16 protein-coding genes and 3 pseudogenes are annotated in these 15,458 nt (G+C 70.6%); 4 read left to right on the plus strand and 15 right to left on the minus strand.

The genetic code is table 11. From position 1 onward, the window contains the following. The first annotated feature begins 10 nt into the window (after nt 1-10). Nucleotides 11-265 (plus strand): type II toxin-antitoxin system VapB family antitoxin, encoded by a 255-nt coding sequence (locus AC5Y4Z_RS03340; protein WP_499960868.1) that lies wholly within the window; start codon nt 11-13, stop codon nt 263-265. Beyond that, the gene (locus tag AC5Y4Z_RS03345; protein ID WP_499960870.1) at nt 265-660 is read left to right on the plus strand and encodes a type II toxin-antitoxin system VapC family toxin; all 396 of its coding nucleotides are present in this window, start codon (nt 265-267) and stop codon (nt 658-660) included. Before AC5Y4Z_RS03340 ends, AC5Y4Z_RS03345 begins: the two co-directional genes overlap by 1 nt. Before the next feature lie 13 nt (nt 661-673). Here the strand turns inward: AC5Y4Z_RS03345 and AC5Y4Z_RS03350 are convergent. The 3 genes and pseudogenes from AC5Y4Z_RS03350 to AC5Y4Z_RS03360 all read right to left on the minus strand — a co-directional run. Next, nucleotides 674-1,357: pseudogene (locus AC5Y4Z_RS03350) on the minus strand (DUF2293 domain-containing protein); the annotation flags it as partial. A gap of 102 nt (nt 1,358-1,459) precedes the next feature. Beyond that, nucleotides 1,460-3,229 carry a serine/threonine protein kinase PknE gene (locus tag AC5Y4Z_RS03355; protein WP_499960872.1) on the minus strand — a complete coding sequence of 590 codons (1,770 nt, stop codon included), beginning with the start codon at nt 3,227-3,229 and terminating at the stop codon, nt 1,460-1,462. A gap of 106 nt (nt 3,230-3,335) precedes the next feature. Then, nucleotides 3,336-3,683 (minus strand): hypothetical protein, encoded by a 348-nt coding sequence (locus AC5Y4Z_RS03360; protein ID WP_499960873.1) that lies wholly within the window; start codon nt 3,681-3,683, stop codon nt 3,336-3,338. Between the two features lie 151 nt (nt 3,684-3,834). Between AC5Y4Z_RS03360 and AC5Y4Z_RS03365 the strand changes: the two genes are divergently transcribed. Further along, complete coding sequence (locus tag AC5Y4Z_RS03365; protein ID WP_499960875.1) at nt 3,835-4,320, plus strand: SRPBCC family protein; 486 nt, start codon at nt 3,835-3,837, stop codon at nt 4,318-4,320. Between the two features lie 2 nt (nt 4,321-4,322). Here the strand turns inward: AC5Y4Z_RS03365 and AC5Y4Z_RS03370 are convergent, their stop codons facing one another. The 6 genes and pseudogenes from AC5Y4Z_RS03370 to AC5Y4Z_RS03395 all read right to left on the minus strand — a co-directional run. Beyond that, the gene (locus AC5Y4Z_RS03370) at nt 4,323-5,015 is read right to left on the minus strand and encodes a pyrimidine reductase family protein (RefSeq protein ID WP_499960877.1); all 693 of its coding nucleotides are present in this window, start codon (nt 5,013-5,015) and stop codon (nt 4,323-4,325) included. A 3-nt stretch (nt 5,016-5,018) separates the two neighbouring features. After that, on the minus strand, nt 5,019-5,516 hold the full coding sequence (locus AC5Y4Z_RS03375) for a flavin reductase family protein (RefSeq protein WP_499960879.1): 498 nt from the start codon (nt 5,514-5,516) through the stop codon (nt 5,019-5,021). A 4-nt stretch (nt 5,517-5,520) separates the two neighbouring features. Continuing rightward, complete coding sequence (locus AC5Y4Z_RS03380; RefSeq protein WP_499960880.1) at nt 5,521-6,789, minus strand: APC family permease; 1,269 nt, start codon at nt 6,787-6,789, stop codon at nt 5,521-5,523. Between the two features lie 4 nt (nt 6,790-6,793). Continuing rightward, the gene (locus AC5Y4Z_RS03385) at nt 6,794-7,933 is read right to left on the minus strand and encodes an FAD-dependent oxidoreductase (protein WP_499960881.1); all 1,140 of its coding nucleotides are present in this window, start codon (nt 7,931-7,933) and stop codon (nt 6,794-6,796) included. 191 nt (nt 7,934-8,124) lie between these two features. Further along, nucleotides 8,125-8,397 (minus strand): DUF4190 domain-containing protein, encoded by a 273-nt coding sequence (locus tag AC5Y4Z_RS03390; protein WP_499960934.1) that lies wholly within the window; start codon nt 8,395-8,397, stop codon nt 8,125-8,127. A gap of 42 nt (nt 8,398-8,439) precedes the next feature. Continuing rightward, a pseudogene (locus tag AC5Y4Z_RS03395) lies at nt 8,440-8,544 on the minus strand (DUF2510 domain-containing protein); the annotation flags it as partial. A gap of 185 nt (nt 8,545-8,729) precedes the next feature. Between AC5Y4Z_RS03395 and AC5Y4Z_RS03400 the strand changes: the two are divergent. Then, nucleotides 8,730-8,891: a hypothetical protein gene (locus tag AC5Y4Z_RS03400; protein ID WP_499960883.1), complete on the plus strand. Its 162-nt coding sequence runs from the start codon at nt 8,730-8,732 to the stop codon at nt 8,889-8,891. Between the two features lie 9 nt (nt 8,892-8,900). Here the strand turns inward: AC5Y4Z_RS03400 and AC5Y4Z_RS03405 are convergent, their stop codons facing one another. The 6 genes and pseudogenes from AC5Y4Z_RS03405 to AC5Y4Z_RS03430 all read right to left on the minus strand — a co-directional run. Next, on the minus strand, nt 8,901-10,724 hold the full coding sequence (locus AC5Y4Z_RS03405; protein WP_499960885.1) for a serine/threonine-protein kinase PknD: 1,824 nt from the start codon (nt 10,722-10,724) through the stop codon (nt 8,901-8,903). Beyond that, nucleotides 10,721-11,773 carry a protein phosphatase 2C domain-containing protein gene (locus AC5Y4Z_RS03410; RefSeq protein WP_499960888.1) on the minus strand — a complete coding sequence of 351 codons (1,053 nt, stop codon included), beginning with the start codon at nt 11,771-11,773 and terminating at the stop codon, nt 10,721-10,723. Before AC5Y4Z_RS03410 ends, AC5Y4Z_RS03405 begins: the two co-directional genes overlap by 4 nt. A gap of 26 nt (nt 11,774-11,799) precedes the next feature. Then, nucleotides 11,800-12,468, minus strand: a complete 669-nt coding sequence (locus tag AC5Y4Z_RS03415) for a vWA domain-containing protein (protein WP_499960890.1) — start codon at nt 12,466-12,468, stop codon at nt 11,800-11,802. A 101-nt stretch (nt 12,469-12,569) separates the two neighbouring features. Further along, nucleotides 12,570-13,517, minus strand: a complete 948-nt coding sequence (locus tag AC5Y4Z_RS03420; protein WP_499960892.1) for a serine hydrolase — start codon at nt 13,515-13,517, stop codon at nt 12,570-12,572. Nucleotides 13,518-13,526: 9 nt separating this feature from the next. Beyond that, nucleotides 13,527-14,699, minus strand: a complete 1,173-nt coding sequence (locus tag AC5Y4Z_RS03425; RefSeq protein WP_499960935.1) for a glycoside hydrolase family 3 N-terminal domain-containing protein — start codon at nt 14,697-14,699, stop codon at nt 13,527-13,529. A 121-nt stretch (nt 14,700-14,820) separates the two neighbouring features. Then, nucleotides 14,821-15,458: pseudogene (locus tag AC5Y4Z_RS03430) on the minus strand (hypothetical protein); the annotation flags it as partial.

Genomic DNA, 15,458 nt, shown 5'->3' on the forward strand with positions numbered 1-15,458 from the left:
ATCTAGAACTATGGCGTTAAGCATCAAGGACCCCGAGGCCGACCGGCTGGCCAGGGAGCTCGTGGCCAGGACCGGCGAAACCTTGACCGAAGCGGTGGTCATCGCGTTGCGGGAACGCCTGACCCGGGTGGCTGGACGCAGTCGGTCGGTACCTTTGCGCGAAGAACTTGCCGCGATTCGTCAGCGATGCGCGGCGTTGCCGGTGGTCGACACCCGAGCCGCCGACGAGATCCTTGGTTACGACGATCGCGGGTTGCCCGCCTGATGGTGCTGGATACATCCGCGTTGGTCGCGATGCTCAGCGGTGAGCCGGAGGCCGAACGGTATGAGGCAGCGCTGGAAGCAGACGCTGTTCGGCTGATGTCGACGGCATCATATTTGGAAACGGCCATCGTGATCGAGACGCGATTCGGTGAGCCGGGAGAACGTGAATTGGATCTGTGGCTGCATCGGGCTGCGGTCGAACTTGTTAGTGTCGATGTCGATCAAGCCGATGCGGCCCGAGTCGCTTACCGCAGGTATGGCAAGGGGCGCCATCGCGCCGGCCTGAACTATGGCGACTGCTTCTCCTACGCCCTCGCGAAGCTCAGCGGCGAGCCCCTGCTCTTCAAAGGCGATGACTTCAGGCACACCGACATCGGAGTCGTTGTCGGCAGTTGATTCCGCGCCGTCATCAGCCGCCCAGATCGGGTTCCGGACTCCCGGCTCGCCAAGCACGCAACACGTCCTCGACGCGCTGGCGAACCCGATCCCGGGCCGCTCCTCGCTCGACGCCCGCCATCAGCAGCTGGTCGTAATTCGTGTCGAGGTGCCGGACGGATGCCGCAACCGCGAGGTGGATAGCGTCCGGGTCGAGCGCCCGCGCCGCGGCGCTTCGCCCAACCCGGCCACTGCCGCGCATCGCTGCATGCTCCGCGATCTCGTTGGCCCTCGCGGGCGGACAGCCGGGGAACAGGTCGCGGATCGCGGCGGCGAACTCTCCTCGGAAGCGCACGTCCTCGGCCGCGCGCCGCGCCTCGTCCCGCTCGCGGCGGCGCGAGCGCGCCTCCGCATCGGATAGGCACTCGGCTTCGGCGCGCTCGAGGGCACCCGCCTCCACCAGAATCCCTTGGCGCTCATAGCGATTGCGGGCACGACTCCACCGCACAACCACTGCGGCGAGGCCGCTGGCTTTCTTGGCCCGCCTGGTCAGCGCCGCATCGCCGGATGGCAGGAAAATGAGGTGGCCGAGGTCGGCGCAGTCAAGGCAGAGCAGGTTGCCGGCTTCCACCTTCACGAAGCCCTCGCCGTCCCCGCATGACGCGCACGACCACTTTTTCACGGGTGCGACCACAACCAGATCGCGTGAACGGGTCTTGGTCATAGGTTTGCACGATAGCGGTCGACGGCGACGCCGAGTCTGCGCTGAGAGCGCCGAAAACGCCCAACATCGCGCTCTGGTTGCAGTTTCGGCGCTCGATTACCCGATGAGCTTGGTCAGCCAGGTGGGGTCCTGATAGTTCACCGACGTGGTGCCATCCCACACGAACGGCGTGCCGTTGGCGTTGAGCCCGGCCAGCGTCGTGTCGCCGGCGGCGGCCTTGGTCCTGGCCGTGCTGACGTCGTCACCGCCCTTGATGCAGTCGATCACGCTCGCGTCGACGCCCACCGTCTTGGCCAGCTGCGCCAGCTCGCCGTCGGTGCGGTCTTCGGGGGCGTTTTCCGCGGGCTGGAAATTGCTGGCGAACAGGCCGGAGTAGAAGCCGGTGTACAGCTTCGGGTTGTTCTGTGCCGCAACGCAATACGTCGCCGCGACCGCGCGGGTCGAATAGGTCTTGCTGCGCGACTTGTCGTCGAGGAAATTGAGCAGGTGATAGCGCACCGCCAGCTTCTTGTTGTTCACCGCGCTGTCGATGTCGGCGGCGTTCGACCGGATGAAGCTGCCGCACGGCGGGCAGATGGGCTCGTTGAAGATGTCGATCGTTATCGGCGCGACGGAGCTGCCGACGGACACGCCGTCGTCGAGCACGCGCAGCTCGACCGCGTCGGGCGCGGGCGGCGGAGACGTCGGCGACGAGGCCGTCGAACCCGGGGACGACGACTTCCACGGCTGGGCGGCCACCACGGCCACCCCGCCCACGACGGCCAGCACGGCGGCGACGGCGGCGCCTGCCCACAGCCAGGGCTTGTGGCTGGGCCGCGGCGGCGGCCCCCAAGCGCCCACGCTGCCCACATCGCCGGTGCCCCAGCCGGGAGCGCCGGGCCACCCCGTCGGCTGCGGCGGGCCCCACCCCGGGGTCTGGTTCGCCATGAGCGGCGCCGGGGTGTAGCCGCTCGGCGCCGGGCCGGCGAAAGCGGCCGGCAGCTTGGCCACCTGGCTGCGCTCCAGGATGTCGGTGGCGCGGTCCTGGTCGGTCGTGGCCAGCGCGGCGTAGGCCGCCGCCGACAAATCGCCGCAGGTGGCGTAGCGGGCCGCGGGATCCTTGGCCATGCCGCGGGCGATCACCCCGTCGAAGGCCGCCGGAATGCCCGGGCGCGCGGCGCTCGGGCGCGGGATCGCCTGGTTGAGGTGGGCCCCCATCACGCTGATGGTGTCGCCCGTGTACGGCGGCGATCCGGTCAGGCACTCGTACAGCACGCAGGCCAGGGCGTAGATGTCGGCCCGGTAGGTCACCTCGGATTCGCTGAACCGTTCCGGCGCCATGTATTTGACGGTTCCCACGGTGGTGCCGAACTGCGTGAGCTTTTCGTCCGACGTCGCGCTGGCGATGCCGAAGTCGACCAGATAGGCGAAGTCGTCGGCGCTGACGAGGATGTTTTCCGGTTTGACGTCGCGATGCATCACCCCGGCGGCGTGCGCGGCGTCGAGCGCCGAGCCGATCTGGCGCACGATCGCCACCGCCCGCGGCGGGGACAGCGGGCCGAACCGGCTCAGCGTGGTGGCCAGGTTCGTGCCGTCGATCAGGCGCATGTCCACGTAGAGCTGCCCGTCGATCTCGCCGAAGTCGTGGATCGGCACGACGTGCGGTTCCTGCAGCCGTCCCGCGGTGCGGGCCTCGCGCTGCATGCGGGAGCGAAAGACCGGATCGGCCGACAGCGACTGTGACATCAGCTTGAGCGCCACGATCCGTTCGCGCACCGTGTCCTCGGCCTCATAGACGTCGCCCATGCCGCCGCGGCCCACCAGCCGTCGTAGCCGATACGGCCCGAACTGTGAACCCTCCCGCGAATCCGCGGTCGTGTCACTCATCGCCGACTCCTCACCCGCCGCCACGCGCCGCAAACCGACCGGCGCGCCAGGCATAAGGCTAATGGCTTGAGCAACCGCGCGGCACGCTGAATTGCCAGAAAGCCGGCTAATTCGCGTCCGGCTGGCTACCGTCCGCTTCGCGCTCGCTGAGTCCCTCGCGCGACAGCGCCCGGAAAAACCCGTACGCCTGCATCCCCGCTGGGCCGGGATTGTTGACGATCCAGTCGTTGATCTTTTCCAGCGCCCCGGCCAGGTCGTCGCGCCTGACCCGGATCAGGTACGTCTTGCGGTCGTCGCCCGGGTCGTCGATGGACTCGGCGACGGCGACGGGATTGCGGAAGGCGTAGGCGATTCCGTGCACGGCGTCGTGGTTCAGCACCCAATGCAGTTCGCCGGGTCGCAGCCGGTCGACGGCCAGATTGCGGTATGGGTCCGCGCCGTTGGAATCGCTCACGGGGCCGCTGGTCCTCCTTCCGGTGTTTGCGAGAGGACGGACGGACCGAAGGCCGTGTCGCGCAGGGAATTCGACGAGATCTTACTCAAGCTTTCATCATAGGAAGCGCCCCGACGCGCCGCATGCCGAACGCGCCGTAGAGTGACCGGCAATGAGCGAGCGCATCGAGATCAGTCGCACCATCGCGGCCCCGGCGGCCGACGTCTTCGCGGTGCTCTGCGACCCGCAGGGCCACGTGGCGATCGACTCCTCGGGCATGCTGCAGGACGCCGACGGCGACCCGGTGACCGCCGCCGGGGACACCTTCGTGGTGCACATGGACCGCGAATCGCTCAACGATTTCCCCGAACTCGGCAAATACGACGTCACCGTCAGCATCAAGGACTTCGAGCGCGGTCGGCTGATTTCGTGGACGGTTTTGGGCCGGATTCGCCCGCAGATCGGCCACGTCTACGGCTACCGGCTCGAGCCGGCCGACGACGGCGCGTCCACGGTGGTCACCTCGTTCTACGACTGGTCGGACATCGACCCGAAATGGCGGGAGGCCGGCATCTTCCCGGTGCTGTCCGAGGGCGCGCTGCGGGCCACGCTGGGCGTCCTCGACCGCACGGTCCGGCGGGGGTATCCGCGCGCCTGAGCTCAGCGGCGGTACTTCATGAAGAGGTAGTCGTCGTGCGTCAGCGCGTGCTCGAGCCGCAGCGTCGCCGGCACCGACAGCCGCGACGGCCGGCGCGGGCCGACGGGCTGGCTGCCGGCGAGTTTGGGCGCCAGGGTCACGCAGATCTCGTCGACGGCGTCGGCGTCGACCAGCTCGTCCAGCAGCGTCGGCCCGCCCTCGCACAGGATGCGGTGCATGCCTCGCGCGCGCAGCAGCGTTATCGCCTTGGTCACGTCGACGGAGTCCTCGCCCGCCACCAGCCGCTTTAAGGCCCGCCCGGGCGGGTGCTGCGCGGCCGACCCCGCGCAGGTCACCAGGATCGGTGGCTGGTCGGGATCGCTGAACAGCCGGGCCGGTAGGGCGCCGCTGCGGCTGATCACGGCGATCGGGGGCGGCGCGGTCCGGCCGTCTGCGTGCGCGCCGGCGAGCCGCACCGGGCCGTAGTTCTCGGCGCGCGCGGTGCCGGCGCCGACGAGGACGACGTCGGCGAAGCCGCGCAGGATCCGCAGCAGCTGTTGATCGGCCGGGCACGACAGCGGCCCGGCGCGACCCGCGAAGGCGGCGGCGCCGTCGGCGCTGAAGATCATGTTGGCGCGCACCCCGTCCGGCGGGTCGGCGTAGAACGACGCCAGTTCGGTGACGTCGCCGACGGCGCCCACCCGTACCGACGACACCGGTCAGGCCTCGTGGCCGGGTTGCAGGTCGCTGACGTCGCCGAAGGAGACCCACTCCTCGAGCTCCCGCGGCGGGCTGCCGTCGACGGGTTCGAGCAGGTGCCCGACGTGGTCGCCGAGGGTGAAACGGTCCAGGATCTTGCCGGCGAACCAGGCGGCCGCGTCGTCGAGGATGGGCAACCGCGCGGGGCCGGGGTGCCAGGAGCAGCGGTCGAACTTGTTGACCTCGTCGCCGGTCTGGCTGCCGAAGAGCTCCGCGACCCCGAGGTGCTCGCGGTCGAACACGTGCACGGCCAGATGGCTGGCCGACGACGCCACCCGGAAGGTGTGGTTCTTGGTGGACAACCCGACCAGGAAGCGCGGCGGGTGAATGCTGGTCTGGGTGGCGAACCCGACCAGGCAGCCGGCCGCGGCGCCGTCGGCCTGGGTGGTGACGACGTACATCGGATAGTTCAGCAGCGCGACCAGCTTCTCGAAGGCTTCGGTCCCGGAGTCGGCCATCCACTCAGTCTTCCCGATCGGCTCGGCCGGGGACAGCGCGCCGGATCCCGTAGGCCGCGACGCCGACGCCCAGCACCGCCACGCCGGACAGCACCGACGACGGGGGCAGCGCGAACGCCAGCACCACACAGCCGACCAGGCCGACCACCGGGATCCCGCGGGGCGGGCGGCCCTCGTCGAGCCGCAGGGTGAACGCGGACGCGTTGGCCACGGCGTAGTAGATCAGCACCGCGAAGGACGAAAAGCCGATGGCGCCCCGCAGATCGGCGGTCGCGGCCAGCACCGCGACGACGACACCGATCAGCAGCTCGGCGCGGTGGGGCACCTGAAACCTCGGGTGCACGGCGGCCAGCGCGTGGGGGAGATGGTGGTCGCGCGCCATGGCCAGGGTGGTGCGCGAGACGCCGAGGATCAACGCCAGCAGCGAACCCAGCGCGGCCACCGTCGCGCCGGCCTGCACGACGGGAGCCAGCCACCCGACCCCCGCGACCCGAACCGCCTCGGACAGCGGCGCCGTGGCCGCGGCGAGGCGCGCCGGACCCAGCGCAGCCAGCGCGGCGACGGCCACCAGGGCGTAGACGGCCAGGGCGATGGCCAGCGCCAGCGGGATGGCCCGCGGGATGATGCGAGCGGGGTCGCGCACCTCCTCGCCGAGGGTGGCGATGCGCGCATAGCCGGCGAAGGCGAAAAACAGCAGCCCCGCGGCCTGGATCACGCCGCCGGCGCCGACACCGGTCAGGCGCAGATGCCCGGCATCGGCGCTGCCGGAGGCGAATACAGCCACCACCACCCCGGCCAGCACCGCCAGCACCAGCGCGACGACGACGCGGGTCAGCCAGGCCGACTTCTGCACGCCGGCGTAGTTCACCGCGGTCAGCGCGACCACCGCCGCGACGGCGACCGCGTGCGCCTGCGACGGCCAGGCGTAGGAGCCGACGGTCAGGGCCATCGCCGCGCACGAGGCGGTCTTGCCGACGACGAAGCCCCAGCCCGCCAGGTATCCCCAAAATTCGCCGAGGCGCTCGCGGCCGTACACGTAGGTGCCGCCGGAGGCCGGATAGCGGGCGGCCAGGCGCGCCGAGGAGGTGGCGTTGCAGTAGGCCACCACCGCCGCCACGCCCAGCCCGACGAGCAGCCCGGAGCCCGCCGCCCGCGCCGCCGGGCCCAGCGCCGCGAAAATCCCGGCGCCGATCATCGAGCCCAGCCCGATCACGACGGCGTCGAACAGCCCGAGGCTGCGGCGCAGCTCGCCGCCGCCGGCCGGGGTGCTCACACGGTCAACCTATCGGCCCGAACAGTGGCGGCTGGTTGTCGCGTATACCGCGATACATGCCCCAGCGCACGACCCACGGCATCACCACCCGCTCGACCGACCAGGACGGGAAGCGGAACGCATGGCCGGTGGGCAGGAACACCTCGAGCCCGTCGGGCTGGATGCCCAGCAGCGAACCCCAGCGCCGGCCCGGCGCCCGAAAGGTGCGCAGCCTGCGGCCGGCGAACTCGGCGCGAATGTTGCTGGCCACCAGCGCATCCCCGCGATTGCGCGCGGAGCTGCGCAGCGGGTCGGTGGCGGCGACGTCCCCGACCGCGAAGACTCCCCGGTGGCCGGGCACCCGCAGCTCCGGCGTCACGCGCACGAACCCGCGCTCGTCGAGCAGCTCCGGCGGCAGCCAACCGGTGTTGGGCCGCACCCGTCCTATCGCCCAGAGCACGGCGTCGGCGGAACTCGGGGGTTGTCCGGTGCTCCACTGCACCGGTTCGCCGGTGATCTCGTCACCCGTGAAGCCGTCGGGGACCAGGGCGCGGTGCCCGGGGTGCACGCGCACGCCGAGGGCGGTCAACCGGCCCGCGATGCGCCGCCAGATCGCCGGGTGATACTCGCTCAGGCCCCGCTCGCCGGGAAAGTACAGATGGATCCGCTTGGCCGGCCACGTCTGGGCGATGTTGGCGGCGCTGGTGATCGCGGCCGCGCCCCCGCCGATGACGATCACCGAATCCGCGGCGGCCACCCGGTCGTGGGCGGCGCTCAGCTCGGCGCCGATTTCGGCGGGCGACTGCAGCGTCGGTCGGCGCCAGAATCCGTTGCTGACACCGGTCGCGATGACCAGCGCGTCGTACGGCTCGGTGAGCGTCGTGCCGTCCTCGCGCCGGCCCGAGACGGTGCGGCCCGCCAGGTCCAGCCCCACCAGAGCGGCCTGCACCTTTCGCACCCCGTCCAGGCGGCGGAAGTTGTCGAACGGGACCCAGTAGTCGCGCGCCCAGTCCTCCGGGCGGGCGAGCCGCACACCGAGTTCCTGGCCGCTCACCAGCGCGGGCTTGACGGAGATTCCGACGACGTCGGCGTGCCGTGCCAGGCGGATCGCGGTGAGCACTCCGACGTCGCCCAGCCCGGCGATGACCACGCGCTTGCGGTTCATGTCGCCTTCACGGGCGCCGCGGTGAACTCAGTTGGCTTGTGCCGCAGCATCTTTGGCGATCGGATGTGCCGCTGTGCTTCGGTCAGTGCAATCCCTGCCTCGGGTCCATGAACGCCCTCAGCCACACGAACGCCCCACCCGCGCAGGAAAAGTCGCCGACCACCTCGGGTAGCCGGAACATGCAATTCCCGTCAATGCATTGACGCCAGTCCACCGAAGACGAGCAGCACCAGCAGGCCGAACCCGACCGCCACGCCACTGGTGATGAGCCCGCCCAGCGCCATCCCCCGGCCGTGACCGGTCTGCTTGCTCTTGTTGACCGCGATGATGCCCACGATCACCCCGACGATCCCCGTGGCCGCGCCGACGCCGCAGAACAGACACAGCAAGAGGCTCATAATGCCGACCACCAGCGACCAAACTGCCAGGCCGTTGGTGACCCAGATCGACCGATTCTCGGCCATGGCGGCACGCAGAGCATCGGGGCTGATCGCGGCCTGCTGTGGGGAGGCAGGGGTGTTGGCCAACCATTGTTGGCCGTCCCAATACCTTTGGCCGGCTCCGCCTTCAGGGTCTGGGTACCAGCCGGCTGGGGCTTGTTGACTCGTCATGTTTTTCGCTTTCTCTCGCGGGTTGGTGTGATTTGAGGGCACGGGATGGAATTGAGTGCGCACTCTCCATCAGTCGGTGAGTTTGAGGGCTACGCCTTGAAAGATTCTTGGAGAGCGTGGCAGCCGCACCACCCTGATCGCCCTCGTGGATCGTCCCCGGGTGTGCCCGCCGGAAATCGACACCTATGAGCACCTCCCTGCGCGCTGAACAGGACTCGTCGCAGGGAGAATACTCTTCGGAAGTCGGCATCGCTAACGTTTCGCTGATCGGCTTTTCCGCCGCGCCGGCGGCGGCGACTTCCACATGGCAAGGAGTTTCGAAAGTTGTTGGCGTGCAACGGTTGTAACACGAGACCTCACGCCGCGAGCTTGACCACCCGGGCGTTGCCGGCGTCGGCGACGTAGACGTTGCCGCCGCCGTCGGCGGCGATGCCGGTCGGGTTGTTCAGGCCGGACGACGGCAGCTCGGTCGGGCTGCTGGAGCCGGCCGCCAGTTTCAGCACCCGGTTGTTGCCGCGGTCGACGACATAGACGTCGCCGGGCGGGTCCACCGCGACGGCGCCGGGATTGCTCAGGCCGGTGAACGGCAGCTCGGTCGCGCCGCCGGAGCCGGCCGCCAGCTTCAGCACCCGGTTGTTGCCGCCGTCGGTGACGTAGACCGCGCCGCCGCCGTCGACCGCGACCCCGGCCGGGTTGCTCAGTCCGGTGATGGGCAGCGCGGTGGGGCTGGTGGAGCCGGCCGCCAGTTTCAGCACCCGGTTGGACCCGTCGGTGAGGTAGAGGTTGTCGGTGTTGTCCACCGCAACGCCGCGGGGGCTGGTGAGCCCGGTGACCTGCAGCTCGGTCGCGCTGGTGGCGCCGGCGGCCAGTTTCAGCACGGGATTGCTTCCGGGGTAGATGGCGTAGACGGTGCGGGCGGCGGTCACCGCGACGCCGTCGGGCTCGCCCGAGCCGATGAACGGGAGCGCGGCCGGACTGCTGGAGCCGGCCGCCAGTTCCAGCACCTGACCGTTGCCCGCGTCGGCGACGTAGACGTCACCGGCGTCGTCGACCGCGACGGCGGTGGGGTTCTTGAGGCCTGCGAACGGCAGGACCGCCTGCCCCGAAGACGTTGCGGGCTGGGCGGTTTGGCCCGGGGCCGGGTGCGGCCGGGCCGCTTGGGACGCCGGCGACGACGGCCGCAACAGGTAGGCGACGGCGGCGACGGCGCCCGCCAGCGCCACCAAGCCGACGAGGGCCACGCCCAGCACCGGCCGCGTCAGCCGGCGCCGGCGCGCCGGACGCCGCACGGGCGGGGCCGGCGCGGGCCGCGGTGGGGGCGGCTCGAGCACGGTGGGGGTGCCGCGCGCGTTGCGGGCCGGGATCGTGGCGAGGGCGTGCCGGGCGGCGGCGGCCAGGTCCTGGGCACTCGCGTAGCGCTGGCGCGGGTCCTTGGCCATGCCGCGGGCGATCACGGCGTCGAACCCGGCCGGCAGCGCGGGGTTGACGTCGGTGGGCTTCGGCGGGGCCAGGGAGTAGTGCCCGGTGAATTGCTGTTCGAGGCTGTCGCCCGAGTAGGGCTGGTCGCCGGTCAGGCACTCGTACAGCACGCAGGCGAGGGCGTAGATGTCGGCGCGCGCGTCGGCCGCGCCGGTGGTGAACCGTTCGGGTGCCATGTAGGCCCAGCTGCCCACGATCATCCCGGTGCGGGTCAGCTTGGTGGCCGCCGCGTCGTGGGCGATGCCGAAGTCGATCAGGTAGACGAAGTCGCGCTCGGCCACAAGGGTGTTGGAGGGCTTGACATCCCGGTGCACGAGCCCGACGGCGTGGGCGGCGTGCAGCGCGTCGGCCAGCTGCTCGACGACGTGCACGGCGCGCTCGGGGCTCATCGGTCCCTCGCGCCGCAGCAGGGCCTGCACGTCGGTGCCCTCGATGATCGGCATGACGAGGTAGAGCTGGCCGTCGATCTCGCCGGTGTCGTAGATATGGACGATGTGCGGTTCGGCCAGCCGTGCGGCGGCGTGGGCCTCGCGGCGGAAGCGCTCCCGATAGCCGGGCTCGGCGCCCAGCTCCGTGGGCAGCACCTTGATGGCGACGTCCCGGCCGATCACGGTGTCGTGGGCCTTGTACACCTTGCCCATGCCGCCCTCGCCGATCAGCGACAGCAGCCGGTAGCGGCCGAATGTCGCCTGCGGCGTCACTGCAGGCCCTCCACGGGACTGTGCGGGCGGGGCGCCGGCCCGGTTCCGGGGGGCGCCTGCTTGCGGAGCCACACCGCCACCAAAGTCCGGTCGTCGTCGAAGGTTTCGCGGCTGAAGTCCACGGCATGGGCGAATTCGATCAGCGACGGGGGACACGGTCGACTCAGCACGTCGCGGAAGAGGTTTCCCACGCCGCCCTGCCCGGTCCCGAGCGGATCGCCGATGCCGTCGGTGGCGATCAGCAGGACGTCGTCGCCCATGACGTCGGCGACCACGGGCGTGATTTCCGTCGGCACCCGGGGCAATCCCACCACCGCCGAGGACGCCACGCCGGACTCCGAAACCGCCTTGCCGCCAAGGATTTGCGTGAACCGCCCCGACGAGAGCAGCCACGCCACCGAGTCGCCCGCGCCGACCAGATGGGCGCGCAGGCTTGCGGGGCCGGTGGGCTCGATGACCGCACACATCAGGGTGGTCGCGAGTTGCTCCTCGGCCCGGACGGGGTCCGGCTCGGGCAGTCCCAACAGCGTCTGGGCCCGCTCGTTGAGCGCCCAGGCGGTGCTCTTGAGCAGGCCCTGCCAGTCGGTGCCCGCGACGTCCGCGCCGACGTTACCGTGCAGCCACTCGGCCGCCTGCCGGGTGGCGGTGCTCGCGCCGATGTGCGATTGGGGGGCGCCCGAAACCCCGTCGGCCACAAGGACGACCACGCGCCCGTCGGGCAGGTGATGCAGCGCGAACTCGTCCTGGCGCGGCGCGCCGTTGTAGCGGTGCAGGTGCCCGCGCAGCGACACCCCGCGCAGGGTCATGGCTTCGGTGGACCATCCGTCGATCACCGTGTCGGGCCGAAACGGCAACGAACGGTAGTCCGCGGCGATGGTCGACGGTTCCCCCGGCGGCGAGGGTGAGCCCACGACGATCTGCGGGATGACGATCGGGCCGACGACTTCGGAAACCCCCGACGCGTTCCCGGCCGCCGGGACCGCCAGGGGGGCTGTGGGGTCCTCGTCCGGCGGCGGCGCCGCTTTGGGCCTCCGCTTGAAAGTCTTCATGAGCCTCGGCGTCTGAAGCGGCCGGTTCAGACGACGTCGACGGCGAGGGTGAAGCCTTCGGGCTTTTCGAATTGCAGTTCGGCCGAGCCGGACGCCAGGGCCTGCCCGGAGCTGATCACCGATTGCGTCAGCGAGGTCAGGAATTCGGAGATGGCCGCCCCGGTGTCGACGCCGCGGGCGGCGACGAACGCGAAATGCGGCTTGGTGGCCAGCTCGCCGACGATGGCGGCGTCGGCGTCGCCGATCCCGAAGGCCAAGATGTTCGGCGCCGCCGGCTGCGACAGCAGGTGGGCCCGCACCGCGCGCCAGTCCTCGTTCCCGTTGGGCAGGCCGTCGGTGAGGAAGAACACCGCCGGCCGGTGCACGGTGTAGCCCTGGGCCTTGAGGCTGGGCACATCCACGCTGATGCGGTAGGCCAGCTGGTCGAACGCCGCCGCGTAGGAGGTCAGGCTCTGCGCGGTCAGCACCGGCATGCCTTGCAGGAAGCGCAAGTCGGCGGGCTCGAGATAGGTGAACGCGGTGTCGGAAAAGCCGATCACCGACAGCCGGATCTTGGCCGCGGCGAACGACTCCCGCTGCAACGCGTCGTGCAGCGAGGAAAGGCCCTCGTTGAGCTCGTCGATGTTCCGGCCCATCGAGCCCGACTCGTCCGCCACGAAATAGACCAACAGGATTGATCCCTTAGGCTCCACCATGGGACACCCCCTCACTCGGCCCGGCCGTCAAAGTGTACTGCTGCGTGAACACCATCAACACCCTTTCTGTGCGGTGGTCGACGGCGGCCGATGGTGGCCGCCTACCCGTGACATTGGCCCGCCGGCAGCATCGCGATCCGCGTGTTGAGCCAATCTCCGACCTTGCTGAGATCCGCCGATCCCTCGGCGAACGATCCCGACGCGGGTTGCACCGCCACCGCAACCACGCTCACGCCGCCGGACGGGTTGGTGACGAAGCCGAATTGCCGCACCAGGTAGGCCCCCGCCTCCGAAGGCCCCCAGCCGCCCTTGAATTCGGCGTTGGGGATGCGGCCCAACCCCCAGCGCTGGTCCTGCTCTATCTGGCCCATGAGCGCGCGCACGGGCGCATCCCTGCCGTCGCACGCCGCGAAGGCGGCGAACCGCATTTGATCGGTGAGCGACCACATGGTCTGCCCGAACGCGGTGAACTGGGGCCGAATCTTCTGCGATTGCACCGGCGTCGGGTCGTCGGCTTCGCGGAGCACCTTCTCCACCGCGTGGGCCGCGGTGACCGGATCGCCCAGGCCCGCCCAGATCGACTCGGCCGCCGCGTTGTCCGATTCGGTGATCGCGGCCCGCATCGCGCCCGTCACGTCGGCCGAACCGGTTTCGCGCAGGGCCGCGATGACCAACGGGACCTTGATGGTCGACCAGGCCGGCCCAATCGTCCACGGCCCCAACGTCACGGGCGCGGCCGCGTTTCCGGCCGGCGCGATCATCAACCCGACCGTGCCGTCGATGGTGCGTTGCAGCTGCGCAAAGTCGGCCTGTAGCGCCGCTGCGCCGGGTTCGGCCCGCCCGGCCGTGGCGCCCGTCGTGCCGGCGGGAGCGCCGATCGTGGTGGCGGGCGGGGGAATCGGCGCGGTGCCGGCCAGGCGATGGGGCGATCCGGCGCCACTCCACTTGACCACCGCGACGGCGGCGACGACGATCGCGGCGCCCGCGACGGCGCCCAGGATGGCGCCGCGCCGTCGCCGATTCGGCCTGGGTGTGTGGTTGGCGCACATGGTGAGCCGTCAGTGCCCACAGGGCGCGTCGAAGGCTTTGGCCGCGGCCATCCGCCGCACCGCCGCGTCGACGTCGGGCATCGTCAACTCGCCGAAGGCCAGGGCCGACTGCAGCCGGTCGAGCACGGCGGGAACGGCGGTGGTGCTCACCCACAGGGCGGTGTCGTTTCCGGCCTGCAGGGCCTTGAGCACGGCCTCGGAAATCCCGTAGCGGTCGGTGATCGCTTTCATGCTCGACAGGTCGTCGGTGAACACGGGGCCGTCGAACGGGGGACCGTTGTAGCCTTTTCCGTTGCGCAGCAAGGCGATCGCGGCCGGGCTCAGGCTGGCGGGGTCCGTGCCGGTGAGGCCGGGCACCTGCATGTGGCCGACCATCACCCCCACCGGCGCCTGGCTGACCAGCGTTCGGTAGGGCTCCAGGTCGACGTCTTGCATCTCGTCCAGCGGGGGGGTCACCACGCCGGTGGCGTGCGAGTCGCCGGAGGCGTGGCCGTGCCCGGGAAAGTGCTTGAGCACCGGCAAGATCCCGGCCTCGCGCAGGCCGCGCGCGTACGCGCCGGCGTACTTCGTCACCACGGCGGGTTTGTCGCTGAACGACCGGTCGCCGATCACGGTGTCGTCGGGGGCGTCGGTGACGTCGACGACCGGGGCGAAGTCGATGGTGATGCCGAGCTGGCGCATCTTGCGGCCGCGTTCCAGCGCCAGTTGGTAGACCTGCTCGGGCGATTCGTTCTGCGCCAGGAAGCGGGCCGACGGCGCCTTTCCCAGCAGCGTCGGCGCGGCCAGCCGCTCCACCCGGCCGCCCTCCTCGTCGACGCTGACGGCCAGGTGCAACGGACCCGCCGAGCGGGCGATGTCGGTGAGCGACCCGTCGGTCAGCATCGTCAGGTCGGTCCAGCTGGCGATGAAGATGCCCCCGACGTGCTGGTTGGTGACGACCGTACGCGCGTCGGCCGCGTCGGTGACGCCGACCATCAGCAGCTGCGCGAGCTTGTCGCGGGGCGACATCGACGCGAGCAATGCCGTTGTGTCGCAACCCGGCCGCGCCGGCGACGGCGCGCGGGGGCTCGGCGCCGGCGTAGCCGTCGGCGCGGTCGCGGGGTGTTGGGTGCGGCCCAGCCGTAGCCCCACGACCACGCCCACGACGACGACGGCAACGGCGAAGGTGCTCAGGGCCACCATCGCGGCGCGCGGCCGCGAACGGCGCGCGGTGGCGCCGGGTGGTGCCGGCTCCGCCTGATCGGTTGTGGCACCGCCGGATTCGGAGTCGCCGTCCGGGTTCTTGTCCGTCATTCGGGTCCCATCAGCGGTTGTATGCGTGGGTTCCATTTTGGCCGCGGGTCTTGCTGACGATCTGGGCGCTGCAGTGATCCCTGTCCAGACCCTTGCTGTTGCACCAGTTCAGCACGCCCTCCGCGGTGGGAAACACCTGTGGCACAACGGTCACCCAGTAGTCCGGGCCGGCCCAGACCGTCCAGTCACCCGACCACGCCAGGATGGCGCCGTACTGGTCGCGTAGCTTGCGATGCTCCTGCAGCGTCAGTTCGCTGTTGTAGCACAGCCCGTCCTCGGGGTCGCACGACCACGGCTGCGAGGCGTGCTTGGAGCTGAGTTGCGGTATCCAGCTTTCGCTGACCTGGTTGAGGGCGCCGGCGTCCCCGTCCTTGAACGCCTGCAGCTGTTGGTAGGCGGCGGTTTCGGGATCGACCGGCGGCGCGTACGTGGATGCCGGCGCGGAGGCGTCCGGGGTGTATGTCGATGTGCTTGTCTGTGTGGCCGTCGCCGCCGAGTTGCTGTTGGTGTGCGCCAGCGCGGCGATGAGCACCAACGCCACCACCACCGCGACGACGACCACGGCGACCAGGATCGCAATGGGCCACAGGTTCTTCGCCGGGGGCTCCGCGCTCACGGTGGGCGGCGGCAGCGGCGCCGGTTTGGAAG

This window comes from Mycobacterium sp. NGS63 (genome assembly GCF_059812295.1).

What these genes read in the sequence shown, in the direction of transcription:
- AC5Y4Z_RS03355 (WP_499960872.1), bottom strand. Translation starts at nt 3,229, where the DNA reads ATGAGTGACACGACCGCGGATTCGCGGGAGGGTTCACAGTTCGGGCCG.
- AC5Y4Z_RS03345 (WP_499960870.1), top strand. Translation starts at nt 265, where the DNA reads ATGGTGCTGGATACATCCGCGTTGGTCGCGATGCTCAGCGGTGAGCCG.
- AC5Y4Z_RS03410 (WP_499960888.1), bottom strand. Translation starts at nt 11,773, where the DNA reads ATGAAGACTTTCAAGCGGAGGCCCAAAGCGGCGCCGCCGCCGGACGAG.
- AC5Y4Z_RS03425 (WP_499960935.1), bottom strand. Translation starts at nt 14,699, where the DNA reads ATGGTGGCCCTGAGCACCTTCGCCGTTGCCGTCGTCGTCGTGGGCGTG.
- AC5Y4Z_RS03420 (WP_499960892.1), bottom strand. Translation starts at nt 13,517, where the DNA reads ATGTGCGCCAACCACACACCCAGGCCGAATCGGCGACGGCGCGGCGCC.
- AC5Y4Z_RS03400 (WP_499960883.1), top strand. Translation starts at nt 8,730, where the DNA reads ATGAGCACCTCCCTGCGCGCTGAACAGGACTCGTCGCAGGGAGAATAC.
- AC5Y4Z_RS03415 (WP_499960890.1), bottom strand. Translation starts at nt 12,468, where the DNA reads ATGGTGGAGCCTAAGGGATCAATCCTGTTGGTCTATTTCGTGGCGGAC.
- AC5Y4Z_RS03385 (WP_499960881.1), bottom strand. Translation starts at nt 7,933, where the DNA reads ATGAACCGCAAGCGCGTGGTCATCGCCGGGCTGGGCGACGTCGGAGTG.
- AC5Y4Z_RS03375 (WP_499960879.1), bottom strand. Translation starts at nt 5,516, where the DNA reads ATGGCCGACTCCGGGACCGAAGCCTTCGAGAAGCTGGTCGCGCTGCTG.
- AC5Y4Z_RS03365 (WP_499960875.1), top strand. Translation starts at nt 3,835, where the DNA reads ATGAGCGAGCGCATCGAGATCAGTCGCACCATCGCGGCCCCGGCGGCC.
- AC5Y4Z_RS03390 (WP_499960934.1), bottom strand. Translation starts at nt 8,397, where the DNA reads ATGGCCGAGAATCGGTCGATCTGGGTCACCAACGGCCTGGCAGTTTGG.
- AC5Y4Z_RS03340 (WP_499960868.1), top strand. Translation starts at nt 11, where the DNA reads ATGGCGTTAAGCATCAAGGACCCCGAGGCCGACCGGCTGGCCAGGGAG.